The organism is Halomonas daqiaonensis, from assembly GCF_900109725.1.
GTDB lineage: Bacteria > Pseudomonadota > Gammaproteobacteria > Pseudomonadales > Halomonadaceae > Halomonas > Halomonas daqiaonensis.
The window spans coordinates 33662-56108 of sequence record NZ_FOBC01000002.1 but is presented as its reverse complement, the minus strand read 5'-3'; the positions used below and the strand labels follow the sequence as shown (position 1 = coordinate 56108).

16 protein-coding genes and 3 pseudogenes are annotated in these 22447 nt (G+C 61.5%); 9 read left to right on the top strand and 10 right to left on the bottom strand.

The genetic code is table 11. From position 1 onward, the window contains the following. Positions 1-56 precede the first annotated feature (56 nt). Both BMY30_RS01620 and pilB read right to left on the bottom strand, forming a co-directional pair. Positions 57-1289, bottom strand: coding sequence for a type II secretion system F family protein (locus BMY30_RS01620; protein WP_089709948.1), 1233 nt, complete (start codon positions 1287-1289; stop codon positions 57-59). A gap of 201 nt (positions 1290-1490) precedes the next feature. After that, entirely contained in the window at positions 1491-3287 is a 1797-nt protein-coding gene (pilB, locus tag BMY30_RS01615; RefSeq protein WP_089709946.1) for a type IV-A pilus assembly ATPase PilB, read from the bottom strand. Between the two features lie 453 nt (positions 3288-3740). Here pilB and BMY30_RS01610 point away from each other — a divergent pair, with 453 nt between their 5' ends. After that, a complete protein-coding gene (locus BMY30_RS01610; protein WP_089710322.1) occupies positions 3741-4241 on the top strand; it encodes a pilin in 501 nt (166 codons plus the stop codon). Positions 4242-4344: 103 nt separating this feature from the next. Here BMY30_RS01610 and BMY30_RS01605 read toward each other — a convergent pair whose 3' ends face one another. Beyond that, a complete protein-coding gene (locus tag BMY30_RS01605) occupies positions 4345-6048 on the bottom strand; it encodes a PglL family O-oligosaccharyltransferase (RefSeq protein WP_089709944.1) in 1704 nt (567 codons plus the stop codon). A 268-nt stretch (positions 6049-6316) separates the two neighbouring features. Here BMY30_RS01605 and BMY30_RS01600 point away from each other — a divergent pair, with 268 nt between their 5' ends. Then, positions 6317-6742, top strand: a complete 426-nt coding sequence (locus BMY30_RS01600) for a phasin family protein (RefSeq protein ID WP_089709942.1) — start codon at positions 6317-6319, stop codon at positions 6740-6742. A 150-nt stretch (positions 6743-6892) separates the two neighbouring features. Here the strand turns inward: BMY30_RS01600 and BMY30_RS01595 are convergent, their stop codons facing one another. The 6 genes and pseudogenes from BMY30_RS01595 to BMY30_RS17775 form a co-directional block, all read right to left on the bottom strand. Next, positions 6893-7339: a CopD family protein gene (locus BMY30_RS01595; RefSeq protein ID WP_089709940.1), complete on the bottom strand. Its 447-nt coding sequence runs from the start codon at positions 7337-7339 to the stop codon at positions 6893-6895. A 356-nt stretch (positions 7340-7695) separates the two neighbouring features. Then, positions 7696-8855 (bottom strand): annotated as a pseudogene (locus BMY30_RS01590) (IS3 family transposase). A gap of 226 nt (positions 8856-9081) precedes the next feature. Continuing rightward, positions 9082-11181, bottom strand: a complete 2100-nt coding sequence (locus BMY30_RS01585; protein ID WP_244516090.1) for a YjbH domain-containing protein — start codon at positions 11179-11181, stop codon at positions 9082-9084. A 179-nt stretch (positions 11182-11360) separates the two neighbouring features. Next, positions 11361-12122 carry a capsule biosynthesis GfcC family protein gene (locus BMY30_RS01580; RefSeq protein WP_089709936.1) on the bottom strand — a complete coding sequence of 254 codons (762 nt, stop codon included), beginning with the start codon at positions 12120-12122 and terminating at the stop codon, positions 11361-11363. A 20-nt stretch (positions 12123-12142) separates the two neighbouring features. Beyond that, entirely contained in the window at positions 12143-12805 is a 663-nt protein-coding gene (locus tag BMY30_RS01575; RefSeq protein WP_089709934.1) for a YjbF family lipoprotein, read from the bottom strand. Between the two features lie 2 nt (positions 12806-12807). Next, positions 12808-13155, bottom strand: coding sequence for a hypothetical protein (locus BMY30_RS17775; protein WP_089709933.1), 348 nt, complete (start codon positions 13153-13155; stop codon positions 12808-12810). 407 nt (positions 13156-13562) lie between these two features. Here BMY30_RS17775 and BMY30_RS01565 point away from each other — a divergent pair, with 407 nt between their 5' ends. The 4 genes from BMY30_RS01565 to BMY30_RS01550 all read left to right on the top strand — a co-directional run bounded on the left by BMY30_RS01565 (position 13563) and on the right by BMY30_RS01550 (position 18866). Then, positions 13563-14693 carry a polysaccharide export protein gene (locus tag BMY30_RS01565; protein ID WP_089709931.1) on the top strand — a complete coding sequence of 377 codons (1131 nt, stop codon included), beginning with the start codon at positions 13563-13565 and terminating at the stop codon, positions 14691-14693. After that, complete coding sequence (locus BMY30_RS01560) at positions 14693-15130, top strand: low molecular weight protein-tyrosine-phosphatase (protein WP_089709929.1); 438 nt, start codon at positions 14693-14695, stop codon at positions 15128-15130. Before BMY30_RS01565 ends, BMY30_RS01560 begins: the two co-directional genes overlap by 1 nt. A 52-nt stretch (positions 15131-15182) precedes the next feature. Beyond that, complete coding sequence (locus tag BMY30_RS01555) at positions 15183-17381, top strand: polysaccharide biosynthesis tyrosine autokinase (protein ID WP_089709927.1); 2199 nt, start codon at positions 15183-15185, stop codon at positions 17379-17381. Positions 17382-17594: 213 nt separating this feature from the next. Next, positions 17595-18866 carry an exopolysaccharide biosynthesis polyprenyl glycosylphosphotransferase gene (locus BMY30_RS01550; RefSeq protein ID WP_089709925.1) on the top strand — a complete coding sequence of 424 codons (1272 nt, stop codon included), beginning with the start codon at positions 17595-17597 and terminating at the stop codon, positions 18864-18866. 91 nt (positions 18867-18957) lie between these two features. On the opposite strand, the pseudogene BMY30_RS01545 reads toward BMY30_RS01550, so the two are convergent. Continuing rightward, positions 18958-19537: pseudogene (locus tag BMY30_RS01545) on the bottom strand (IS630 family transposase); the annotation flags it as partial. A 273-nt stretch (positions 19538-19810) separates the two neighbouring features. Here BMY30_RS01545 and rfbB point away from each other — a divergent pair. From rfbB to BMY30_RS18420, 3 genes and pseudogenes are all read left to right on the top strand, one after another. Then, complete coding sequence (gene rfbB, locus BMY30_RS01540; RefSeq protein WP_089709923.1) at positions 19811-20866, top strand: dTDP-glucose 4,6-dehydratase; 1056 nt, start codon at positions 19811-19813, stop codon at positions 20864-20866. A gap of 284 nt (positions 20867-21150) precedes the next feature. Then, positions 21151-21924, top strand: coding sequence for a helix-turn-helix domain-containing protein (locus tag BMY30_RS18425; RefSeq protein WP_425283415.1), 774 nt, complete (start codon positions 21151-21153; stop codon positions 21922-21924). Then, positions 21812-22398, top strand: a pseudogene (locus BMY30_RS18420) (ISL3 family transposase). The gene BMY30_RS18425 and the pseudogene BMY30_RS18420 overlap by 113 nt, the downstream one beginning before the upstream one ends. The last annotated feature ends 49 nt before the right edge of the window (positions 22399-22447 follow it).

The following is a 22447-nucleotide window of genomic DNA, read 5'->3' as shown; positions in this document are numbered from 1 at the left end:
GCTTGGCCGCTTGGCCGCTTGGCCGCTTGGCCGCTTGGCCGCTTGGCGCTCGGCGCTTAAATCACACTCCCCAGCTCGAAGATCGGCAGATACATCGAGATCACCAGGCCGCCGACCAGCACGCCCAGCACCACGATGATGAAGGGCTCGAGCAGCGAGGTGAGGGTATCCACCTTGTTGTCGACCTCCTCCTCGTAGTAGTCCGCCACCCGGTTGAGCATGGCATCCAGCGAGCCGGCCTCCTCGCCGATGCCCACCATCTGCACCGCCAGCGCCGGGAACTGGTCCGTCATGCGCATCGCGAAGTTGAGCTGCTGGCCGGTGGCCACGTCCTCGCGGATCTGGGCGATGGCGCGCTCGTAGACCATGTTGCCCGCCGCACCTTCGGCCGTTTCCAGCGCCTCCACCAGCGGCACGCCGGCGCCGAAGGTGGTGGCCAGGGTGCGTGAATAGCGCGCCACCGAGGATTTATCCAGAATGTCGCCGATCACCGGCACGCGCAGCGAGAGCGCATGCATGCGATAGCGAAAGGCCTCGGAGCGCTTCATGGCGGCGCGCAGCAGGAAGATGAAGGCCGCCAGGCCCAGCACCCCCCACCACCAGTACTGCTGGGCAAACTCCGACATGGCGATGGTCATGCGGGTCATGGCCGGCAACTCGGCGCCGAAGCCCTGGAAGAGGCTCTCGAACTGCGGCACCACCTTGATCAACAGCAGGGCGGTGACGCCGATGCCCACGGCGATCACCGCCGCCGGGTACCAGAGCGCCTTCTTGACGCGGCCCTTGAGCGATTCGATCTTCTCCTTGTAAGCCGCCACCCGCTCGAGCATGCTGTCCAGCGAACCGGACTGCTCCCCGGCCTCCACCAGATTGGCGAACAGCCGGTCGAACTGTTGGGGATGTCGCCTGAGTGCCTCTGAGAAGCTGGAGCCGGCCGCCACGTCGTTCATCAGCTCCTGCACCAGGGCACTCATCGCCGGCTTCTTGAGACTCTCCGCCACCACCTGGAAGGCCTGCAGCACCGGTACGCCGGCGCGGATCATGGTCGCCATCTGGCGGGCGAAGAGCATGATGTCCTTGGGCTTGATCGAACCCATGCCGCCGCCGATGGCACTCTTGCGGCGGATATTCTTGATCGCGATGCTCTGGCCCTTGAGCAGCTTTTCCACCTCGCCGCGCTTGGGCGCGATCATCTCGCCACCCATCTTGCGGCCATTGGGCCCCAGCCCCGTCCACCGCCAGCGGTAGAGCTTGGTCTTCTGCGGCTTGCGCATGGTTCTCGTTGCCATCTTCGTCGTCCCTGTCCCTGCGTTTTGGTGATTGGAGCTGTTTTTGTGGTCTGTGCTCCTAAAGCCTCGGTGCTGCTGTAGCCATTGTGGGAGCTGTCGGTTCGACGCTTCGACTTGCACGGCAATTTTGTGCTCTCCGCCTTTCGCGGTGCGAGCACCGCTCCCACAATAATATTGGCCGCTTGGCCGCTTGGCCGCTTGTCAGTCCTTGGTTATCCGGTTGATCTCGGCCAGGCTGGTCAGTCCCTGCATCACCTTCAGGATCCCGCTGCGGCGCAGGTCCGGGTGGCCCTCCTTGCGCGCCTGGGTGTCGAAGTCGCGGGAGTTGCCTTCGGTCATGATCAGGTGGCTCATGTCGTCACTGATCGGCACCACTTCGTAGATGCCCACCCGCCCCTTGAAGCCCTGGGTGCATTTCTTGCATCCCACCGGCTCGTAGATGGTGGCATTGGCCACTTCGTCGTCGGTGAAGCCCTGCTGGCGCAGTACCTCGTGCGGGATGTCCGCCGGCTGCTTGCACTGCTTGCAAAGCCGCCGCGCCAGGCGCTGGGCGATGATCAGGCTCACCGAACTGGCGATATTGAACGGCGCCACGCCCATGTTGGCCAGGCGGCTCAGCGTCTCCGCCGCCGAGTTGGTGTGCACGGTGCTGAGCACCAGGTGACCGGTCTGGGAGGCCTTGACGGCGATCTCGGCGGTCTCCAGGTCGCGGATCTCGCCGACCATCACCACGTCCGGATCCTGGCGCAGGAAGGCGCGCAGGGCGCTGGCGAAGGTCAGGCCGATCTTGGGCAGCACGTTCACCTGGTTGACTCCCGGCACCTTGATCTCCACCGGATCCTCGGCGGTGCAGATGTTGCGTTCCACCTGGTTGAGAATATTGATGCCGGTGTAGAGGGTTACCGTCTTGCCGCTGCCGGTGGGGCCGGTGACGAGGATCATGCCCTGGGGGTCGTCGAGCACGCTCTCGTACATGGCGCGCTGCTCGGGCGTGAAGCCCAGCTGTTCGATGCCCATCTGCGCCGAGCTGGGGTCGAGGATGCGCAGCACCACCTTCTCGCCGTATACGGTGGGCAGCGAGTTGACGCGAAAGTCGATGGAGCGGGTGGTGGAGAGCTTGAGCTTGATGGCGCCGTCCTGGGGCAGGCGGCGTTCCGAGATATCCAGCCTCGACATCACCTTGAGGCGCGCCGAGATGCGCGTGCGCATGGCAAAGGGCGGGTGGGCCACGTCGTGGAGAATGCCGTCGATGCGAAAGCGCACCCGGTAGCTGGTCTCGTAGGGCTCGAAGTGGATATCCGAGGCGCCGCGATGGATCGCATCCAGCAGGATCTTGTTGACGAACTTGACGATGGGGGCGTCGTCGCCGGCCGCGGCCACCGCCGCCTGCTCGTCGCTGGCGTCGACCACGCCCTCATCAAAGGCCAGCTGACCCACGGCCTCGTCGACATCGCCCAGGGCATCGAGCATGCTCTTCTCGCTGTTGGCGAGATAGCTCTCCAATACCGGGCCGAGCTGGTCCACCGGGGCGAGAATGCCCTCCGGCGTCAGGCCGGTGGCAAACTGCAACTCGTCGAGCAGGGCCAGCGTGGAGGGGTAGGGCACGGCCACGGTCAGCTGATGCGCGTGGCGCACCAGCGGCAGCACGCCCAGCCGGCGCAGGATCTTGTCCGGGTACTCCTTGGCGGGCGGCAGGCTTTCCAGGCGGATGGCGTCCAGGTCGATGATCGGCAGGCCATACTCCCGGGCCGCGGTTAGCGTGGCCAGGCGGGCCGGCACCATGCCCGCCTCGATCAGATGCTGCAGCAGCGACATCTCGCCCTCGCGAGCCTCTGTCTCGGCGCGCACAGCGGCTGCCTCGCTCATCCGGCCATCGCTGACCATGCGCCGCGCCAGGCCACGCAGCCCGCTGCGATGAGTGGCGCCATGCAGCGCCGAAGTCGCGGGCTCAGGCGGCGGTGGGGGCTTCTCGGGAGAGGGGGGGCGGTAGTCGTTCATGGCGCCTCATGAAGTAGCAGCAGTTCGACAGCTCCGCTGATTCTAGCCCCTCAGGCCACCCCCCGCCCAGCGCTGTACCACGGCCTTTCAACCCTTTGCCTGCCCGGGACCTCAACCGGCCGTATGAGAAATGGCACGACTCGCCCAGTGCAGGTAGCAGATCGTCGGTAAAAATTCTTGCAGCGTTGCAAAGCGTAAAGTAATGTAAGTGTAGGGTCGGCCCCGGAATCATGCCGATCCAGCGCAAGAACGTACAGAAATGGTGGTAGGGCAAAGGGCCCTTGTGGGAGCGCTCGGTTCGACGTATCGACTTGCAGCTCGATGATCATGCCCCCTAGGATGATCAGGGCACCTAGACTCAGCCACCCAACGAAACACCGCAACGGCCACACGCAACCCAGAGCAGACGGCCAGCGGCAACCAGCAAGGGGCACCATCATGAAGAAACAAGGCATGCAGAAGTATGTGAAGACCGGGCAGGGCGGTTTTACCCTGATCGAGCTGATGATCGTCGTGGCGATTATCGGTATCTTGGCGGCGATTGCGATTCCCGCTTATCAGGACTATATTACAAGAGCTAGGGTGACGGAGGGCCTAAGCTTAGCAGCCTCAGCAAAAACAACTGTTGCCGAAAATGCTTTTTCAGGTGAGACATATAGCCAAGGCTTTACAGCGCCAAGTGCTACAGATTATGTTACATCTGTAGCAATTAGCGATACAACTGGTGAGATTACGATTACATATACAACCACTGTTGCCGAATCTGGTAGTAACGTGCTTTACCTTACTCCTACTCAGGCAAGCGGTTCAACTGCATCCGCTTTGCCTGATTCTAGTAGCACCTATACTCCACCCAAAGGCCGTATCGCGTGGGAGTGTAGAGCTGCTGGTTCATCAGGTGTTGGAACCGTAGGAACTTTGCCAGCTGCGGCGGCTCCTGCAGAATGTCGATAAGCTAATCGCGATTTGACCTATCTCGCCTGATTCATCCAGCGGCCGGCACAATGTCGACTGCTGGATTTTTTATTTGATAAAAATCACTGGTTCAATCAGATCGTCATTTATCATTTTTAGTGTTATTTTTTTCGATAGTCTGATTGGAAATATTGATCTCGGGAAATAAATATTTCACCCTTTTGGCTACTATTTTTTCTTGGCTTTTATAGAAACTCTCGGCTTCGAGTAGATTAAGGTAGAGTTCGGGTCCAGGTACCATCCTTGCCTCCTCTTCTGCCCACTCCTGATAGTCCTGCACCGCCCCTCCCATTCTTAGTGCTCGTGCCGCGGCGAGCTGTTGCGTCATGACGAGAAACTCTAGATCATGTGGAATACCGAAAGGGTTGATTACCCGATTCAAGGCGCCTGTATTTTTTCCTTGTGTTTCCAAAACAGATTTCACCTGCCATAGCGTATGCAGGTGCGTCGCCATGAAAACGCCTAGTACTGGCACTGCCAAACAAGCTACTACCCGGATCCCGAAGGTATAACGGTTGTGCTTCTCTTTCGTCTGCCAACAAAGGTTTACCACCATGCCCAGCAACAACAGAAATGCCAACCAGTGCCCTAATGAGTGGTAGAACGGCAGCTCCGTCATGCTATGCAGCCCAAGCGGCAGCAGCAGGGCGGTGAGCATCAACCTTTCTCCTCGCGGGCCATGTACCCTTAAACGCCAGGCCACCCAACCCGCGAAGGCCAGTATTGCCAACATCGGCAGCAGCCCGCCCTCAATCCCCCAGTAGAGCAACTCGTTATGCGGGTGGCTGTAGTGCTCCTTGAGGGTTGCACGGCCTTCCTCGGCGGTGCGCCAGTCTGCATGGCTGTGCAGGAAATCATGCTGAAACCGGCCATAGCCCCAGCCGGTGATGGGCTTCTCGGCGATCATGCGCAGGCTGTGTTCATAGACCTGAGGGCGGTAGCCTTGGGACGAAATCGATTCGGCACTTCGTCCGCCTTTATCTTCGCCAGGGCTGAACATGACGACCATTGCCAGCAGGCAGCCTGCGGCCAAGGTGCCTGCCCAGGCCCTGAAACGGGAGCGGTCAAGGTGCCAAAGGTGCAGGAGTACCATGGGTACCGCGATGAATGCCGCCAGCCAGCCCGCACGTGAAGCAATCACCAGTATCAGGGCCGGCATGAAGAGTGGGGCCAGCAGGATGACGCCGCGCTCAAGCTTGTTGTCGCGCGCTTCCCCGAAGAGCCAGGCCGAGACCACCAGGCCCGTCACGAGGAAGCTGGCCATCACATTGACCTGCTGGAAGATGCCATAGGGTCTGCCAGTCGCCGGGTTGTACCCCAGCCAGTTGCCTTGCTCGAGCAGGTAGAACTGTACATAGCCCAGTGCAGTTTCCAGCAGGGCTCCAAGCAGCATCGCGATGCCCAGCCACCACCAGTCGCGGCGGGTCAGTTGCAACTGGGCGAGCCCCAGCAGCAGGATGGCCCCGGCGGTGACGGTGAGCATCCGCGGCAGGGCAATCAGCGAGGCCTCGTTCCAGGTCCACAGGAAGGGCAGCCATAGGGCCAGCAGCAGCAACCCGAGCCCGATATGGAACTTGCTGTAGCGGATCACCCCGCGAGTGGCGGGCCACATGGAGAGCGCCATCATCAGGCCGACGCCCATCCAGACGGTGGCATTGAAGGGCAGGCGTAACCCCGAGCCACCCATATTGGGGAAGGTGATATGCAGCAGCACGGTAAAGGTGAAGATCGCCGTGCCGATGAACCACTTGATCAGGCGGCGGTTGGGGGCGGTGTCGGTGGTCATGGCAGTCCCTGCGGCCCGAAGGGCTTAGTTTTCTCATACCGATTCGTATCGGAATGTAAGCCGCCAGTGTCGCGGGGCAGGCAATCGATGTAAAGCGCAGCACGATGCGGTGCCGGCGTTTTAGCCTTCTGCTTGCCCCTTGCCCCTTGCCCCTTGCCCCTTTCTCTTCCGCCCTGAATGTTGCACTGCACCAAAATGCCTGTTATTGTGCACTGCATCAGAGCGGGGATCTCCCGCTCCATGTCATCCAGAACCAGGAGGTTCCCTCATGACCAACGCATTCGCTTTTGACACCAAGCAGTTTGACACCGCTCAGCTCGAGTCCATGTTCTTCGCTCCAGCACGCGCCTTCGCTTCTCTCTCCGTCGATTACACCGAGAAGCTGGTCAACGCCCAACTCGAGGCCACCAAGGCCTACACCGACACCAGCCTGGCGCAGCTGCGCAGCCTGGTGGACGTCAAGGACGCCGAAGGCCTGAAAAGCTACATGGAAGGCCAGCAGAAGGTCGCCCAAGAGCTGACCGAGCGCATGAAGGGCGATGCCGAGAAGGCCGTGGCCCTGCAGCAGGAGTTCGTCGAGGAAAGCCAGAAGCTGACCGAGAGCAGCGTCAAGCAAGCTCAGGAAAGCACCAAGGAAGCCACCGAGACCGCCACCAAGGCCGTCAAGGAAGCTGCTCCCAAGGCTGCCAAGTAAGCGTTAGATCCCCGGCCTTCGGGCCTGGACATCGCAAGACTCAAGCACGCCGCCGATCGATGATCGGCGGCGTGCTTGTGTGGGCGAGGACAAGGGGGGTATTTCCAGTTAGTGCGGGGGTTTGTCCTTGATTTCCTCAAAGGGGGCCGTTCAGAACCCCCAGCGCACCCGGAACGACAGACCCACCACCACGAACAGCACCGAGAGCACGGTGACGGCGAGGATATGCCAGCCCATCAGCGGCAGGGTGGCGGGCGAGAGGCGCGGGATGACCCGGAAGCGGGCGTGGGCCGCCACCAGGGCGGTGAGGCCGAGCAGCACGAGTTTTGCCTGGATCAGCTGCGCCACTGGGCCACCTTCGGCCGAGAACCACAGCGCCAGGGAGGGCATCTTCTGCCACGCCAGCCATAGCCCGGTGATGATCTGGACTACCAGCGCCGGCATGCCGAGCTTCTCGTAGCCCTCCTCGAACCAGTGAAGCGCCGCTACGTCACGCCCGCGCAGCACCCGCGGCAGGATGGTTATCGCCAGTATCAGGTGGCCGCCGGTCCAGATGGTGGCGCCCAGTAGGTGCAGCAACAGTAGAATGGCGGTCATGGCGGCTTCCGAGTTCCTTTACTCCGCGAGAGGCCAGGCCATCAGATACGGCGCTTACAGATAGAAGCGCGGCATGCGGGCCACGTGGCGGCTCCGGGTGCTCAGGGAGCGTTCGGTGCTGCGGCGGCGCTTCGCCGAGCGTAGCGGGCTCGCGGGGAGGGGCTGGTCCCAGATGGTAGCGATCTGCTTGACGTGCACCGTGACTCTCCGGGGCTCTGACGGCCCTGTTGGTTATGAACGGCTGGATGTGAGCGTGTTGGCCATTATACCGGAGGTCAAACGCTTGTCTACGACTAAGGTCGAAGGTCGAAGGTCGAAGGTCGAAGTGATCTTACCCAGCAATTGTGGACACCGATCTAAGCGATCATTCGGGCCTCGAAGGCCTCTGGGCTGATCATCCCAATCGCACTGTGCCGGCGCTGCCGGTTGTAGTCCAGCTCGATGAACTCGAACACCTGTCGCCGCATGGCTTCCCTGGTTTCGAAGCTCTCTCCATGGATCGCCTCGACCTTGAGGCTATGGAAAAAGCTCTCGGCACAGGCGTTGTCGTAACAGTTGCCCTTGGCACTCATGCTGCAACGCAGCTCGTGCCGGGTCAGCAGGGACTGGTATAGCGTCGAACAATACTGGCTGCCACGGTCACTATGCACGATCACGTTCTTGGGCATCTTGCGACTCCACAGGGCCATCTGGAGGGCATCGCCGACAAGGTCAGCGGTCATGCGCTCGCTCATCGCCCAGCCGATCACCTTGCGCGAGTAGAGGTCGATCAGCACCGCCAGATAAAGCCATCCTTCCCCGGTCGCAAGATACGTGATGTCGCCGACCCACTTTTGGTTCGGTGACACTGCGGTGAAGTCCTGCTGCAGCAAGTTGGGTGCCACCGGCAGCGAGTGCCGGGAGTTCGTAGTGGCCTTGAACTTCCGTGCCGCCTTGGCTCGCAGGCCTTGCCGTTGGAGGCTGGCGGCGACCGTCTTGGGGTTCAAGGGCAGGCCCTCGTCGTGTAGATCCAATGCCAGTCTGGGGGCGCCGGAGCGCCCCTTCCGGTAGTGGTAGGCAAGGGCCACCCGCTGGTTGATCTCGGTCTGCCGTTGGCGACGAGCCGAGGGGATGTTGTCGCTCTTCAACCAGGCGTAGTAGCCGCTGCGGGCAACACCAAGGACCGAGCACATGCGCTGGATACTGAACACCTCGCGGTGCTGGCGGATGAAGGTGTACTTCACTTCAGGTTCTTCGCAAAGTACACTGCCTTTTTTGTGATCGCTAATTCCTCCGATATTTCAGCTAGTTGGCGTTTGAGTCGAGCATTCTCTTCGGCCAAGGCTTGCTCACGTTCAGAGGCGTTCTGCTTTTGCTGGACCTTGGCCCGCCACTGGTAGAGCTGGCTGGGCTGAAGGCCAAGATCACGGGCGGCGGCTGTGACACCGACGCGATCAGCAAGAGCCAAAGCCTCCTCACGGTAGGCATCGGAGTGTCGTGCGCGGGTCTTCTTCATCGGGGTAGCTTGCTTCGCCATGGGTCACCTCGTTGCAGTGTACTGCGTTAACGGGGTGTCCACTGCTACTGGGTAGGATCACTAGGCCGAGATTATTTGGGTGATTGAGGGTTGATGTTGTGGGAGCTGTGCTTGCACGGCGAAAAGCGGCTGGCAGAGAATCGCCGTGCAAGCACAGCTCCCACAATACCCCCATGACTCCCACAATACTTCCAGGACTCCCACAATAGCGCCATGGCTAAAGCGCCTACTCCCAACTGCGGTCGTAGTCGTCCCAATAGCGGCCGAGGTCGCGTTCCTCGGTGAGGTCGTAGAGCTGGTAGCGGCGGTTCAGGCGGGCGCCACCGTCGCGGGTGAGGGGCTGCCAGGCGATACTGGCGCGGTTGCGGCTGGAGCGCACGAAGAAGGCGTCCAGGGGGATGGAGAGGTACAGCGCCTTGTCGAAGCTGCCCTCGCCGAAGGCATCGCCGGCATCGGTGAAGGTGGCCCAGGCGCCGATGCGCACGCCGTTGTCGAATTCCCGGGAAAGGTCCAGGGTGGTGCCGACATCGCCGGCGAGGTAGCGCCCTACGCTGATCTTGGCCAGCACGTCCTCGATGCCGGTTTCCAGGTAAGCGCTCAGGTGGCCGGTCCAGGCGTCATAGTCGCGTAGGCCGAACTGCTGGTCGAACTCGCGCTGGCGCACCCAGTTGAGGTCCGCGCCTAGGGCCAGCGGACTATTGAAGGGCCGGTAGAGCAGCTCGCCTCCGGCACCGGCATACATCATTTCCAGCAGCCCCGCATAGCCCATGGCGTACCAGTCATCGCCGAGCTGGGCGGTGCGGGTGTACTGCAGGTTGCTGATACCCACATCGGCGTCGGCCAGGTAGTCGCCTAGATAGGTGCGTACCCGCGGCAGGTCGGAGTCGGCGATGTAGTCGTAGTCGTCGAGGTTGTCGGCGAGTGTCGCAGTCAGGCTCCCGGAGAACCAGCCATTGGGGTCGGTGGTGACCTCCGCCGCTGCATAGGCCGAGAGGCGGTACAGATAGCCGTCCGGGCCGCCAAAGTTCTGTTCGATGGCGGGCCCGGCCTGCCAGCTGAAGCGCCGGGGCTCGGCCTGGTAGAGCAGTTCTCCGCCAGGCTTGTCCAGATGGGCGTGTGCATAGAGGCCGTAGCGGTGGTTGTCCGCCTGTTCGCTCGACGCCGCTGCAGCAGTGAAGGCTGCCCGGTCGTGGACGTCCTCGCGGAGGTCGAGTCCGCGGTTCTGCCAGCGGTAGCGGAAGGTCTCCACCGCCTCCTCGGTATTGGCGTCGAGGATTCGGCCGGCGCGTGCCTCGCTCTTCGCCAGGTTGCGATAGGTGGTGGCTTCGCCGGTCACGGTCAGGTCGTCACCCTGCTGGCGGATCTCACGCACGAGGATGCCGGCGTTATCCCGCAGGCGGCTCGCCACCGCTGGCCAGTCTGCCTCGGGCGAGGCATCGAGCGGCTGGGGTGGCGGGTCACGCTTCACCTGGGCGAGCCCCGCCAGGTTGGTGGAGAAGCTCACCCCGGCCATGGCGGTATTGCCGCGCTGCCAGCCGGCACGCAATTCGATATTGTCAGTGAGCCGGTAGCGAGCTCCCAGGTTGATGCGTGAATTCTGGGCCTGGTCGTTGCGCTGCGGCTCACTGGCGTAGTCGTTGCCTTCCACCTCCAGCTGCAGCACCAGGGGCTCCCAGGGAGTCTGGTACTCCACGCCTCCGAAGAATGCCATCGGGCCGCGGAACAGCTGGTCCAGGGCGAACTCGCCGCCTTGGTCGCCGCCGGCATCGGCAGGGCGCTCATCAAAGCGCTCGTCCAGCCAGCCCAAAGGAGACCCGACGTCACCGGCATTACCCAGGTACCCCCATCCCAGGCCCAGCGTGACATCGAGGTCATACCAGCGCTTGCTGGCCACCAGGTATTCTGCGCCGAACTGCGTGGTGCCACCGGCATCGCGCAGGCCCACGGCCAACTGCGGCCAGTAGCGGCTCTCCTCGCGCAGCCGAAACTTGGCGTCGATACCCTTGTCGAGGTAATCCCGTTCCCCGGCAATGCTCGGGCCGAAGAGGCGGTTCTCCACCGAGACATAGCGGAAGCCCGCTTCCAGCCATTCGGTGGGTTGCACGAACACCGAATAGCGGCGATACGGGGCAGTCCGACTCCAACTCGCCGCGAAATGGCCGGGCTCGCTCATGCGCGCGCTGGGCGTCTGCATCAGCCCGACGCCGCCGAAGTCGCTCTGGCCGAGTCCCAATCGCTCGGGACTGCCAGCGCCAAGCGCGGGAGCTGCCGCGACGGTAAGAGGGAGGAAAGTAAAAAGGAGAAAGTGAAAAGTGGGCTGTCGCACCTTGCTTCCTTGTTTGCCTTGTTCTTTTTTCAACATCTAAAGCCCCTTTGTACTTTCACCTTTCTTGCTTTCTACTTTCCCTTTTCTACGCATTCCCTTGACCCCTTGCCCCTTGATCACTTGCCGCCTGGGAGCTTGTAGCTTGCGGCTAGCCCCCTCGCTCCCTGCATGCCTTCGGCTCATTTCACCTCCCACTGGGTGCAGTCGTCGCCGGGGAGGCGGCTGGCGAGCCAGGCGACGAGTTCGCGGTTGATGAGGTCGCCTTCGCGGGTGCCGCCAAGGCCCCGGTCAGGGAGTTGAATGACGACCCTGGCACCAGGCGCCAGCGGGGCGGTCTGGTGGTTCCAGGCGGCAATGCCGCGCTCGTGCTGTTCGCCAGTGGGCGCGATGACCACGGCGGTGTCGATTCCCCCGGTAGCCTCGGGGGGCAGGGCGTCCAGGACATTATCCAGTGTCATGCCCGGTTGCCAGTCCAACCGCTCGACCCCGTGCCGTGTCCAGGCTTCGATCCAGCCTGGTGGCGTGCAGGTGCCGAGCAGGGTGATGTCCGCCATCGCGGGATTGTGGCGCAAGTCACTCGCCAACTCGGGCAGGCCCAATGGCTCAGGGGAGCGAGCGGGCAGGGCTTCGTATTCGGCCAGTGCCTGGCCCCAGACTGCTAGCCACCGGCCCGTAGGTCGGTCGCCGTGGGCCGTCACCACCGCTGCCAGCCCCGTTAACTCGGCCTCGAGGCGCGCCTGACGAGCCTCCAGGTCAGCGGCATCGCTGTCGCGCAGTGCATAGCTGTAGGCCCAGTCGAAGGGCGGCTGGTCGTGGCTCTGGCGCGCTTCCTGCCAGGCCAGCCAGGCCTCCACCAGAGAGGGCGGTACCATCGCCGGCTGGGCCTGGGAAACTAAAGGGAGCGTGGCCAGAACGGCGGCCAGTAACAGGTTTCTGCACATGGAAAAGGCTGCCTTGGGAATTACCACCAGTGACGGGCGACCTGCCACTGCATTGTCGGGGCGCCGGGCCAGGGCGACTCACGTACTGCCCAGAGATGGCGGCTGACCGGGTCACGCCAGAAGGTCGAAGAGGTCGTCTTGCCACTGGGCCAGGTGAGGGACGCTTCGCAGCGCTCAAGCGCCCGTTTCCCCAAGGGGAGCTCGACCCTCTCGGCGTCTGCGCAGCGCATCTCGCCACTTGCCTCGCCTCGCCGTACCTCTCCGCCGCTATCGCGCCAGTGGCGTACCAGCGTGAACGGATAGGGGGCGTCCTGGCGCCAGGGCAAAGCGTCGCCATAGTGGGTGCCCAGGAGATCTTCGGGTAGTCCTGCGGTGGCATGCAGGCCGCCATCATGCAGCTCGAGAACGCCGCCGCCGCGAGAGGGCCAGTAGCTGATATCGCCCACCTGGGCGCCCATCACCAGCAGGCCCTGAACATCGCCCAGACGGGCCGACAGCGTGGCGTGGGGAACTGATGCGGCCTGTTCACTTATGCGGTCGTCAGTCGGCCACAGCGCCTGAAGTGAGGCCCCCAGTGGCGTTGCCCCCGAGCTGGCACAGCCGACCAGCAGCAGCGGCAGGGCGCAAAGCAAGACCGCCCGCAGGCGGTCTCGATAGTTACCTGTTTTCGACCTTCGGTACATGATCAGTTGGTACCAGTGGTCCCCGTGGTGCCGGAGCTGCCATCGTCACCGCCGCCACCCGCAGCACTGACGCCGACTCCCACCGCCACGGCCCCAGCGACGGCCAGGCCGGTGAGGGCCGCGGTGGAAAGGCCGGTAGCGGCAGCCAGGCCGGCCAGGCCGCCGGAGGTGGCAGCACCGCCAGCGGCGACGCCGGTCGCGGAAGCCGCGCCAGCTCCCGCACCCGCACTTGCCCCAGCGCCCGTACCGGTTCCGGCACCCGTCGCGGTGCCAGTTTCCGACTGGGCCATGGCCAGCGGCGACGCCAACATCCCGGTGATAGCGATCAATGCAGTGGTTTTCTTGAACATCGTGTCTTCCCCTCGTGTTGCGTAAAGCAGCTAATACGATTTGGCTGCCAATCCTGACATCTCAGCGTGAGTCATGGTAAGTCCTTAACACGATGATGTCTTGGCTGTATTGGAAAAAATAGGCATGACATGCTTCAGAAATGGGGGCTGCAGGTGCCCTTTTGTAGGAGATCTCGTACATTACGCCGTTTGCCATCCTCGGACATTGCAAATCTCCTACCGCCGCATGTAGAGTCCTCACCTTCTCAGACACCACTACTCAACAGCTAATTTCTATTATTAGCTGTTCGTAACTAATGTTTACACGACGTCGAACAGCGACCGGCCGCGGGGATACGCCACACCCTGGGGCGGTAGCGTGCTCGAACGCTCTGGTCATCCCCTATCACAGGCTTCCCCTTATTTTTATGCGCCGTTCATCGTTCATCAATCTGCTGCTGGCACTGAGTGGTGCCATCCTCCTGTCCGGCTGCGCCTATTCGCCAGGTAGCCATTTCCAATCCCGCACCGAGAGCGCCCCTGTCGACGATCTCGTCGATATTGAGCCCATCACCCTTGGGCTGATCAATGCCCAGCGTCCGGCGCTGGATGCCGATCGGCTCAGTGAGGTCAGCAAGGAGCAGCGCGCGCAGATCGAGGCCTATGACTACCGCATCGGCAAGGGCGACGTGCTGAGCATCATCGTCTACGACCATCCGGAGCTGACGATCCCCACCGGCAGCGAGCGCAGTGCAGCGGAGGCCGGCAACACCGTCCATCAGGATGGCACCATCTTCTATCCCTTCATTGGGGACGTCGATGTGGTGGGACGGACCGTCACGGAGGTGCGTGACGAGATCGCGCGGCGTCTCGATCCCTTTATCGCCGAGCCACAGGTCGAGGTGAAGATCGCCGCCTTCAATTCGCAGGAGGTCAAGGTCACAGGGGAGGTCAGCGAGCCCGGGCGCTTGCCGATCACCAATGTGCCGATGACCGTGCTGGATGCCATCAGCTTGGCCGGCGGGCTCGCCCCAGGGGCCAACTGGCATGACGTTATCCTGCTGCGCGACGGCAACCGGCGCTCGCTGTCGCTCTACGACATGCTCAACGAGGGCGACCTCAGCGAGGATCTGCTGCTGGGTGACGGCGACGTTCTGCATGTGCCGGACCTGGGCAGCCAGCAGGTCTTCGTGATGGGGGAGGTGGGTGAGCCACAGGCCCTGCCCATGGGGCGTTCGCGCATCAGCTTGACCGAGGCGCTCAGCCGCGCCGGGAGCTTCGACGAGGCGCAAGCCGACGCCAGCGGCATCTTCGTCTTCCGGCGCCACGCGGGGCGCAGCGACAAACTGGCGACCGTCTATCAGCTGGACGCGCGTAATGCCGCCGCCATGGTGCTGGGTACCGAGTTCCTTCTCGAGCCGACCGACGTCGTCTACGTCACCACGACGTCACTGGGCCGCTGGAACCGCGTGATCAATCAGCTGCTGCCAACGGTCACCGCCGTTTACCAGGTCACTCGGACAACGCGTGATGTCAACGACCTGCGAGATGATATCTGATGTTCCAGCACATTCTGGTCGTCTGCACCGGTAACATCTGCCGGAGTCCGGTGGCTTCAGCCATGTTGGCCGCGGCTATGCCCGGCCGGCGGGTCACGTCCGCCGGGCTGGGTGCCCTGGTTGGCCACGGCGTCGAGCCCATGGCTCGAAAGCTCGCCGAGGCCGACGGACTGTTCGTGGCCGACCACCAGGCTCGCCAACTCACCGGCGAGATGTTGACCGAGGCCGACATGATTCTCGTGATGAGCGAAGGCCAGCGCCACGCCGTCGCCGACCTGGCCCCGCAAGCCCTGGGCAAGACCCTGCTGCTCGGTAAGTGGCTCGACGGTGGCAAGGGCCGCGAGATCCCCGACCCCTATCGCAAGAGCCGCAAGGCGTTTGAGCACGTCCATCAGCTGCTCAAGGACGCGACTACTGCCTGGGCCAATAGGCTGTAGGAACAAACCTCCCCCATCTTCTTGACTCCTTGCTCTCTTTCAAAGTGCTCCCATGACAGACACACCAGCCTCACCTCAGCGCTCGGCTCCTGCCTTGGCCGATGACGAAATCGACCTTGGCCGCCTCTTCGGCATCCTGCTGGACCACAAGTGGTGGATCATCGGCATTACCTTCCTGTTTGCTTTGGGGGGGGGGGCCTATGCCTTGCTTTCCACGCCGATCTACCGGGCGGATGCGCTGGTTCAGGTGGAAAACAAGGCAGGCATGAGCAACCCGCTTGAAGATGTGCGTGCCATGCTCGGCGAGGAGCCGAGCGCCGATGCGCAATTGGGCATCCTACGTTCCCGACTGGTGCTGGGGCGCGCGGTGGACCAGGAGCGTCTTGATCTGGTGGTCAAGCCGCAACGCGTGCCGGTCATCGGTGATTTTCTGGTGCGCCTGGGCATCGAGCGGCCAGGCTTCGCCGAGAGCAGCGTGTGGGCAGAGGAAGCGATCAACATTGGCGATTTCCAGGTAGATTCGCCGCTACTCGGCCGGGCATTCACGCTGACGACGGGCAAGGAGGGGCACTATCGGCTCAGCATGGAGGGCGAGCCACTGGGTGAGGGCGAGGTTGGCGTCGATAGTCGCTTCCTGAATGGCCAGATCATGCTGCGGGTGGCCGAGATCGTTGCGTCGCCAGGGGCCGAGTTCACCTTGGTCAAACGCTCCCGCCTGGCCGCCATCAATGACCTGCGCTCACGTTTCAGCGTCAGCCAGCAGGGCAAGGATAGTGGCCTGCTCGACCTGACGCTGACCGACCCCGACGCCCAGCGAGCCGTGCGTTCCCTGGATGCCATCACTCAGGTGTATCTGACGCAGAACATCCAACGACAGAGCGCCGAGGCCGAGCAGAGCCTGGATTTCCTCGAGGGCCAGGAGCCGGAAATCCGCGCACAGTTGCGTGCCGCCGAAGACGAGTTGAACGACTATCGTACCGAACGCGATAGCGTCGACCTCTCGCTGGAGACCCAGTCGATTCTGGAACGCCTGGTCAACCTGGAGGCGCAACTCAACGAACTGGAGTTCACTGAGTCGGAGGTGTCCCGTCGCTTCTCTCCCAGCCACCCGACCTACTCGGCCCTGATGGAGAAGAAGCAGCAGCTGATCAATGAGCGCGAGCGGCTCAACGAGCGCATCGATAGGCTACCGGAAACCCAGCAACAGGTTCTGCGCCATACCCGCGACGTGGAACTCAATCAGGAAATCTACCTGCAACTGCGCAACAAGATCCAGGAGATGAAGATTGCCAAGGCCAGCACCGTGGGCAACGTGCGCATTCTCGATCCGGCGGTGGTCCAACCCGCCCCGGTCGAGCCGAAGAAGCCCCTGATAGTGGTGCTGGCGACATTGCTGGGTGGCATGCTCTCGGTGGGTATCGTACTGGTGCGGGGGATGCTGCGCCGTGGCGTGGAGTCTCCGGATCAGATCGAGGATGTCGGTTTGCCGGTCTATGCCAGCGTACCGCTCTCCGATGAGCAGCAGAAACTGGTTCAGCGGGTGAAACGCCGTCATGCGCGTCATGGCCACGATATCGTCACCGGTATCCTGGCTGAGCGCGCCCCCGCCGACACTGCCGTGGAGGCGCTGAGGGGGCTGCGCACCAGCCTGCACTTCGCCATGCTGGAAGCCGGAAACAATCGCCTGATGATTACCGGGCCGAGCCCCGGGATCGGCAAGAGCTTCCTCGCGGTCAACCTGGCCACTGTGTGTGCGATGGGTGGCCAGAAGGTGCTGGTCGTGGACGCGGACATGCGCAAGGGCCATATCCACCATGCCTTCGGGGCCAGCAGCGAGAGCGGGCTTTCGGAACTGCTTTCCGGGAAGACGAACTGGGATCAGGTGGTACGCGACAGTGGCATCGAAAACCTGAGTTATGTCACGCGTGGTACGGCGCCCCCCAACCCTGCCGAGCTGTTCATGCACGCCAGCTTCACCGCTTTCCTCGAACAGGCCAGCAGCGAATTCGACCTGGTGATCCTCGACACGCCCCCGGTGCTGGCCGTGACCGATGCTTCTCTGGTTGGCAAGCAGTGTGGCACCAGCTTGATGGTCGCTCGCTTCCAGTTGAACCCGGCCAAGGAACTAGAGATTGCCACGCGCCGCCTCGAGACTGCCGGCGTTACCGTCAAGGGCGCCATCCTGAACGCCGTGGAGCGCAAGGCCGCCACCCGCTACGGCTATGGCTACTACAACTACGCGTACAAGTAGGAGCAAGAAGCAAGGAGCAATAGACGGCAGTAATAGCAGCACACGTTTTGACGCCTCGACGTGCTGCGCGATTGGCAGCGGGGGCCCGTAGCCACTGCACCTGTATCGATAAAACAACGGGGAGCCTTCAAGTAAAAAACGTCGGTCGAGGGAAAGGCTCAGCCAAGAACATTAGGGATATACAGATGCCCGTGGAGCGGGCGAGGGAACATCATGGACACCATCCTAGCCCCACAGAGGCGGCACTCCCGTTTCTTCGAGCGCTTGCTGCTCAACCGCAAGTTCCAGCTGCTGCTGGGTTTCACTATCGTGATTCTGTTCCCCACGCTCTTTGCCTGGGGGTGGAGTTTTCAAGGCACGCCCTCTCGCTGGGCCACTCTGTTGGCCATGCTGATGGCATACTGGTTCGCGTTGACTACTGTGCAACGCATGAGCCGACTGCCGGGCACCCGTGCCTATTTGCTCAGTATTCCTGTCACCTCGGTTTGCTTTGCCGTCGCGTTCCTCATGCTTCAATTCACGAACATCGAGCCGGATACCGACCTCTACTTCACCAGCTTCCTGCTTACCACGCTCTTTTGCACCGCCGGCTACTGGGTTGGCGGGCGCTATCGCGTGCTCAAACTGGCAGTAGTGCCCTTCGGGAAAGCTCCCGAACTATGCCATAACCACGGCGTGGATTGGCGGCGACTCAGTGAACCAAGCCTGGATAGCGTTCGAGTGGACGGTGTGGTCGCCGATCTGCGCGCCCAGCTTCCTGCCGAGTGGGAGCGCTTCCTGGCCGACTGTACCCTCAACCGTATTCCCGTCTATCATTCCACTACCGCTTACGAACAGCTTACCGGCCGCGTGCAACTCAGCCACCTCTACGAGAATCGCTATGGCAGCCTGCAGCCCGACGAAGGCTATGAACTGCTGAAACGCATGCTCGACTTCCTCGCGGTAATTGCGCTATTGCCGTTAGCGCTCCCCTTGATGGCCGCAACCGCCATCGCTATCCGTCTGGAAAGCCCCGGATCCGTGCTGTTTACGCAGCAGCGTATGGGATTTCACTGCCGACCGTTTACTGTCTATAAATTTCGCAGCATGTATATCGGCCACGAAGGGAGGGGCTTTACGGAAGACAGCGAAGACTCCCGCATCACTCGGGTCGGCCGAGTGGTCCGCAAGTACCGCCTGGACGAGCTTCCCCAGTTATTCAATGTATTGAAAGGCGACATGAGCCTGATCGGTCCGCGACCGGAATCCATGGAACTGGCAGCATGGTACCAACACGATGTTGCATTCTTTCATTATCGCCATGTCGTCCGGCCAGGGATCTCGGGCTGGGCGCAGGTCGAGCAGGGTTACGCGGCCGAGGTTGACGGCATGAATCGCAAGCTGGAATATGATTTTTACTATATCAAAAACTTCTCTTTCTGGCTGGATGCGCTGATCGCGATCAGGACCGTCAAGACAGTGTTGACGGGCTTTGGTAGTCGATAAACGGTTTATAGCACTTGAGTTTTTATGTTTTCTTTTTTATTAATATTTTTTATAAATTAGTGAATAAAGCTTTTGATAACCCCGACTTATAGATAGGGCTCCAGGCGTATGGCACAGGAGACAATTGTGAAAAGCCCGATTCATCGAAGTAATAGAGCTCGTGTTCACCCAGGTCTTCCCGCTGCTGGAGCACCTTGAGGAAGCCCTGTGTGTTGCGGAAATCCATTCCGTCACGCCGTGCCTTCAATGAATGCCGAATACGTTTGAAGCTGAGCCTATTTTTTTCAGCGCCCTGCGGAGCGTCACCATGCTGATGTTTTCCCCGTCTCTTCCTGAAAGTGGGCATGCAAGGAGCGGAGCTGATGTGGCTGTTCGGCGACCAGTTACTGCAGTCGCCGGTGGTCGTTGTAATCCAAGACCGGCGTGCGGCCACTGCGCGGCTTGTCGATCAACCCATCGAGCCCCGCCGCTTCCCACTGTTTAAGCCATCGAGATACGGCATCACGGCGGACCTGCAAGATCTCACTGATCTGGCCGATGGTATGGCCTTGATCACTCAGCAAGATGGCATGCGCACGTCGGCGTAGGGCGCGCTTCTCACCATGGTGATAGGCGGAAGACAACATCTGCTGCTTGGGTTCAGTGAGAGTGGCAACGAAGCGCCTTGCCATGGTTACGTCCGTGTCAGGTATTCTACACACATTATTCACGAAAACTTTAGATTAGGCACTTAGCATATTAATATCATTTAGGTGGCTATTTAAAGTTCAGTTTTATTTATATTATATTCGCTACTACTTTAATGTCTAGCCATAATCAATCGAAATACTTGATGTATTATATAAATAGTAAGCTACAGTAAGTTGGCTATGCAAGATGTTGGTAAATTCGTGACCTGGTACAATGGATACTGAAATTATTGAACTTCTGACTGATGGAAATTCATGAAACTCCTTATCACCGGCGGTGCGGGCTTTATCGGCTCGGCCCTTATACGCCACATCATTGCCAACACCAACGACCGCGTGGTCAACGTCGACAAGCTGACCTACGCTGGCAACCTGGAATCCCTGGCCGAGGTGAGCGACAGTTCTCGCTACGCCTTCGAGCAGGTAGACATCTGCGACCGCACAGAACTTGAGCGCGTATTTGTCGAGCACCAGCCGGATGCGGTGATGCACCTTGCAGCCGAGAGCCACGTGGACCGCTCCATCGATGGTCCCGCCGCCTTTATCGAGACCAACATCGTCGGTACTTACACCCTGTTGGAAGTCACCCGGGCCTACTGGAATTGCCTGGATGCCAAGCGCAGCGATGTGTTTCGCTTTCACCATATCTCCACTGACGAGGTCTATGGTGACCTAGAAGGCCCCGAGGGGCTGTTTACCGAAGAGACCTCCTACGCGCCAAGTTCACCCTACTCGGCCAGCAAGGCCGGCTCGGACCACCTCGTACGCTCCTGGCAGCGCACCTACGGCCTGCCGACGGTGATTACCAACTGCTCCAACAACTACGGCCCCTATCACTTCCCCGAGAAGCTGATTCCACTGGTGATCCTAAACGCCTTGGAAGGCAAGGTGCTGCCTGTCTACGGCAAAGGGGAGCAGATCCGCGACTGGCTCTATGTGGAAGACCACGCTCGTGCCCTCTACAAGGTGGTGACTGAAGGCGAGGTAGGGGAGACCTACAATATCGGCGGCCACAACGAGAAGCAGAACATTGAGGTGGTGAATACCATTTGTGTGCTGCTAGATGAGCTGGCTCCGTCGCACCACGCCCCCTATGCCAACCTGATCACCCATGTGACGGATCGGCCCGGCCACGACCTGCGCTATGCCATCGACGCCGGCAAGATCGAGCGCGACCTCGGCTGGCGCCCGGAAGAGACCTTCGAAACCGGCATTCGCAAAACCGTGCAGTGGTACCTCGATAACCTGGAATGGTGCCGCCGCGTGCAAGACGGTAGCTACCAGCGCGAGCGGCTGGGCGTTGCCCAGTAGGCCGCGGATCATACCCAAAGTTTCTGCCAAGGTAGCGACTCGCTGGTCAGACCCCGGCGGCGGGCTGTTCGGTTGGTAATGACCGTTCTGCGATCCTGATGGCACAAGCGGGGTCTGACCCAAGGGACTACGTCAGCGCTCTGAGATGCAGCTTGGTCGCGGTTCTGACCGAAAGGCGGACAGTACTCAGCTAATACGCAATATACGGCTCTTCGTCGTTGGGTGTGGAATTCGCCCCCTGAGCTGGGCCAGGATATGACCTCCACGACGACGGGAGGCATGGCATGGATGGCACCCAGATTCTGACCCTCGGCCTGGGCCTGGAAGCGCCCTGGATCCTCAAGGACCAGCACCTGGACACCTCCGTGTCACCCCACCGTCTGGATATCTATGTCGAGGCCGAGCGCGGCAGCCTCTACCCCTGCCCGGAGTGCGGCGAGGCCTGCCCGGCCCATGACTTCGCCGAGAAGACTTGGCGGCACCTGAACTTCTTCCAGCACCACTGTTACCTGCATGCCCGCGTGCCTCGTACCAAATGCCCCGAGCATGGCGTCAAGCGCATCGAGGTGCCCTGGGCCCGGCCGGGCAGCGACTTCACCCTGCTGTTCGAGCAGGCCGCCATGTCACTGGTCAATGAGATGCCGGTGCTGGCGGTCTCCCGGCAACTGGAGATCTCTGACAAGCGCCGGTGGCGCATCGTGCACCATTACGTGGGCCGCATGCTGGGTGAGCTGGATCTGTCCAACGTGGCCACTGTCGGCGTGGACGAAACGGCCTCACGACGGGGGCAGCGCTACGTCACGGTGTTCCTCGACATGCAGCGCAAGCAGGCGCCGGTGATCTTCGCTGTGCCCGGGCATGGCAAGGCCGCTATCACGGCCTTCAGCGCCTTCCTGGCGTCGCATGGCGGCGACCCGGATAATGTGTGTCGAGGTGGTTTGCGACATGTCTCAGGCCTGTCTGAGCGGCGTTGCCGAGAACCTCCCCAACGCCGAGGTGACGGTCGACTGGTTCCATATCATGCAGACCTTCACCAAAGCGCTGGACGAGGTTCGTAAGAAAGAGCGCCGTGAGAAGGGGCACCCCAAAGCCCTCCGGTGGGCGGTCTTGAAGAACCTGGATAACGGCAACCTGACGGCCAACCAGATCACCGCCCTCCAGGAGCTGGTGGCCGACCAAGGGGCCACCGGCGATGCCTGGGTGAGCTGCGCTGGATTCAGAAGGCGCCGACGCCGCGCGCCGCCCGGTGGCGTATCACGAACTACCTCAAGGTCATGCGCGAGGCAGTCACCAATCAGCCACTGCTCACGCCGATAGCGAAGGCCTTGACGACGCTGGAACGCCACGCAGAGCAGGTGGTAAGGCGCTGGATCTCCGACCTGACAAACGCCCGTCTGGAAGGCATGAACGGCTTGTTTCACGCGGCCCGATCACGCGCACGCGGCTACCGGAACGAGGCCAACTTCATCGCGATGATCTACCTGATCGGCAGCCCCGTGGGGCGCCTGCTTGATCAGGCCAAATCCACATGAAACGACGAAGAACCCAATATACCGGTGACCTGACAAGGAAGACATCACT

Excerpts from the sequence above, each read along its gene's own strand:
- BMY30_RS01620 (WP_089709948.1), bottom strand. The coding sequence starts at position 1,289 with ATGGCAACGAGAACCATGCGCAAGCCGCAGAAGACCAAGCTCTACCGC.
- pilB (WP_089709946.1), bottom strand. The coding sequence starts at position 3,287 with ATGAACGACTACCGCCCCCCCTCTCCCGAGAAGCCCCCACCGCCGCCT.
- BMY30_RS01610 (WP_089710322.1), top strand. The coding sequence starts at position 3,741 with ATGCAGAAGTATGTGAAGACCGGGCAGGGCGGTTTTACCCTGATCGAG.
- BMY30_RS01605 (WP_089709944.1), bottom strand. The coding sequence starts at position 6,048 with ATGACCACCGACACCGCCCCCAACCGCCGCCTGATCAAGTGGTTCATC.
- BMY30_RS01600 (WP_089709942.1), top strand. The coding sequence starts at position 6,317 with ATGACCAACGCATTCGCTTTTGACACCAAGCAGTTTGACACCGCTCAG.
- BMY30_RS01595 (WP_089709940.1), bottom strand. The coding sequence starts at position 7,339 with ATGACCGCCATTCTACTGTTGCTGCACCTACTGGGCGCCACCATCTGG.
- BMY30_RS01580 (WP_089709936.1), bottom strand. The coding sequence starts at position 12,122 with ATGTGCAGAAACCTGTTACTGGCCGCCGTTCTGGCCACGCTCCCTTTA.
- BMY30_RS01575 (WP_089709934.1), bottom strand. The coding sequence starts at position 12,805 with ATGTACCGAAGGTCGAAAACAGGTAACTATCGAGACCGCCTGCGGGCG.
- BMY30_RS17775 (WP_089709933.1), bottom strand. The coding sequence starts at position 13,155 with ATGTTCAAGAAAACCACTGCATTGATCGCTATCACCGGGATGTTGGCG.
- BMY30_RS01565 (WP_089709931.1), top strand. The coding sequence starts at position 13,563 with ATGCGCCGTTCATCGTTCATCAATCTGCTGCTGGCACTGAGTGGTGCC.
- BMY30_RS01560 (WP_089709929.1), top strand. The coding sequence starts at position 14,693 with ATGTTCCAGCACATTCTGGTCGTCTGCACCGGTAACATCTGCCGGAGT.
- BMY30_RS01555 (WP_089709927.1), top strand. The coding sequence starts at position 15,183 with ATGACAGACACACCAGCCTCACCTCAGCGCTCGGCTCCTGCCTTGGCC.
- BMY30_RS01550 (WP_089709925.1), top strand. The coding sequence starts at position 17,595 with ATGGACACCATCCTAGCCCCACAGAGGCGGCACTCCCGTTTCTTCGAG.
- rfbB (WP_089709923.1), top strand. The coding sequence starts at position 19,811 with ATGAAACTCCTTATCACCGGCGGTGCGGGCTTTATCGGCTCGGCCCTT.
- BMY30_RS18425 (WP_425283415.1), top strand. The coding sequence starts at position 21,151 with ATGGATGGCACCCAGATTCTGACCCTCGGCCTGGGCCTGGAAGCGCCC.